This is a genomic window from Caldovatus sediminis, from assembly GCF_014644455.1.
Classification (GTDB): domain Bacteria; phylum Pseudomonadota; class Alphaproteobacteria; order Acetobacterales; family Acetobacteraceae; genus Caldovatus; species Caldovatus sediminis.
Genome location: NZ_BMKS01000019.1, coordinates 1 through 2,474 on the forward strand (window position 1 = coordinate 1; position 2,474 = coordinate 2,474).

The 2,474-nt window shown below is 78.8% G+C and carries 3 protein-coding genes; all 3 read right to left on the bottom strand.

The window, feature by feature from the left end:
- Nucleotides 1-381: 381 nt before the first annotated feature.
- Nucleotides 382-1,050, bottom strand: a complete 669-nt coding sequence (locus tag IEX99_RS19925) for a hypothetical protein (RefSeq protein WP_188903576.1) — start codon at nucleotides 1,048-1,050, stop codon at nucleotides 382-384.
- A 335-nt stretch (nucleotides 1,051-1,385) separates the two neighbouring features.
- Nucleotides 1,386-2,027 (bottom strand): TIGR04282 family arsenosugar biosynthesis glycosyltransferase, encoded by a 642-nt coding sequence (locus tag IEX99_RS19930; RefSeq protein WP_188903578.1) that lies wholly within the window; start codon nucleotides 2,025-2,027, stop codon nucleotides 1,386-1,388.
- A partial coding sequence (locus IEX99_RS19935) for a glycosyl transferase family 2 (RefSeq protein WP_456304532.1) occupies nucleotides 2,024-2,474 on the bottom strand: 451 nt, incomplete at its 5' end. The genes IEX99_RS19935 and IEX99_RS19930, both read right to left, overlap by 4 nt.

Below are 2,474 nucleotides of genomic sequence, written 5' to 3' on the forward strand. Positions count from 1 at the left end.
CCCCTTCCACACCTCCGCCGAGAGGGCGCGCGCCATGCCCGCCTGGCTCTGCCGCCGCAACAGCCTCAGGCCGCACTCCGCGCTCGCCGGAAGGCCGCCCATCAGCCGACTGACCAGCGACAACCTCCTTGGCAGCGACAGCTAGATCACGGTGTCGGATAACAGTCGGAACGGAACCCCGTCACGACCATCCGGGCCCCGCTCCGGGCGAACGAGCCCGCCAGCTGCGGCCACGACCCCCGGACGCCATCCTCGATGCCGGCGCCGACGCCTGGAACCCCCTCGCCAGCCAGCCCACCCTCATCACCGCCATCGCCTCGCGATCATGGCACAGGTCCGCCGATCGCCCGGCGCCGCGCCGATGCCGGGCCGCGATGCGGCTCAGATGCGGTAGACCGGTCCGCGGCCCTGCAGCAGCGGCCGCTGCCCGCGCTCCCACGGCCCGTCGTCCGCGCCGGGCGTCAACGCCGGGCCGGGGGCGGCGGGGCCCTCCGCCGGGGGCGCGGCCGGCGCCGCTCCCGGATCCCCGGACGCGGCCGCGCCGTCCTGCAGCAGCGCGGTGACCAGGGCGGCGAAGCCGGCGGCTTCGCGCAGGCCGAGCGTTCCGGGGGTGGTGGTTAGGAAGACGCGGATGAAGCGCGCCTGCGCGACCCCGAGGCAGCGCAGCCCGTTCAGCCGCTGCCCGTCCGCCGCGGCCTCGGACAGCGCGGCGCAGCGCACCAGCGGCTGGCCGTGCAGCGCCACGAGGAACTGCTCCTCCGGCTGCTGCGTGCCGTGCCGTGGCGCCGCCGGATGGGCGAGGCCGAGCGTCTCGATGAACATGCGCCCGAACTCCTCCTCCGCGGCGGGCTGGCGCGGGTCGTCGCCGGCGATGCCCGACTCGTCGCGCGCGACCAGCACGACCGAGGCGAGCGCGCCGCCGGATTCCGGCGCGTAGCGGATGGCGAGGCCGGAGCCGAGACGCGGCAGGACGAAGCGCTCGGTGGCGTAGCGGCGCAGGCCGAGGAGCTCGGACGGCAGGCGTTCCGCCATGGCTGCGGTCGAGGCCATCGCGGCGTCGCCCGTATCGCGCCCCGCTTCTGGCGCTCCGGCGCAACCCCCCGCGGCGGGCAGGAGCATCAGGAGCAGTCGCAGCGCCGCCCGCGTCGGGGCCGCGAGGGTCGGGCCGGTTCGCCATCCGTGCCGGAGCAACGTGCCGCGCACCAATCGGTCTCCTCCGCATCGCGCCGCGCCGCAGCCTCGGCGCCGCGCGCCGCGGCGGCAAGTCGCGTCAGCGCGACCGCCCGGTGGCGTGACCCGCGCGGCGGCGCGAGCCGGAATGGTTCCCTGGCGGCGCCGCCGCCATCGCGAGAGGGCGCGGGTCGAGGCGCCGCAGCCGCGGCGGCTCAGGGGAGGGCGGTCCCCCGCCGCAGGGCGCGGAGATCCGCCGCCGTGTCCACGTCGCGCAGGCGGCGCAGCAGGGCGACGCGCCGCCCGGCGCAGTTGGCGAGCGTGTCGGACAGCGCGTGGGTGCCGGACCAGCGCACCGCGGCGAAGGGCCGCGGCGGGCGGCGCGCGCCGAAACCCACCAGCCAGTAGCCGCCGTCCTCCGCCGGCCCGAACACTGCGTCGGCGCCGCCGGCGAGCGCGCGGAACGCCGCCGCCACGTCGCCCGCGCCGAGGTCCGGGACGTCGCAGCCGACCAGCACCACGCGCGGGCGGTGCGGCCGCATCGCCCGCGCCATGCGCGCGCCGAGGTCGCCGTGGCCCTGCGGCACGCGCGGCGGCTCCCGCCCCGGCGCGAGCGGCCCCCAGCGCCGGGCCGCGTGGTCCGGGGTAAGCGCGACCAGGCAGCGCCAGCGCCGGTCGCGCCCGAGCCGGCGCAGCGTCGCGGCGAGGCTCGCGCGGTGGAAGCGCAGCGCCGCCAGCGCGCCGATGTCGCGCGCCAGCCGCCGCTTCACCGTGCCGAGCCGGGGCGCGCGGGCGAACACCACCAGCACCGGCCGGCGGTCGCGGTGCCCCGCCGCCGCCCGCGGCCCGCCCGTCATCGCCCGTAGAGTGCGGCGATGCGGCGCGCCGGCACGCCGGCGAACCACAGCGCGAGGCAGGCGAGGTTGCGCGCCGAGCGGCGCCGCCACCCCTGCGCCCGCCAGCGCGCCGCGGAGGTCACCGCCGCCACGTCGAGGGGGGCGAGGCGCCGGCGCCCGAGCCGGCGGACCAGGTCCACGTCCTCCATCAGCGGCAGGTCGGGCCGGTAGCCGCCGACCGAATCGTAGAGCCGGCGGGCGATCAGCAGCCCCTGATCGCCGTAGGGCAAGGCGAGCACCCGGCAGCGCCACGCCACCAGGCGCTCGAGCCGCCGGGCCTGCGGCCCGGGATCGTCGAGGGCGAAGCGGAAATAGGCGGCGCGTCCCGCGTTGGCCGGGTCGGCGACGAAGCCGGCGACGGCCGCTGTCCAGCCCGGCGCCAGCGCGGTGTCGGCGTGCAGGAACAGC

Coding starts and splice junctions, on each gene's coding strand:
- IEX99_RS19925 (WP_188903576.1), bottom strand. CDS start 1,050: ATGGCCTCGACCGCAGCCATGGCGGAACGCCTGCCGTCCGAGCTCCTC.
- IEX99_RS19930 (WP_188903578.1), bottom strand. CDS start 2,027: ATGACGGGCGGGCCGCGGGCGGCGGCGGGGCACCGCGACCGCCGGCCG.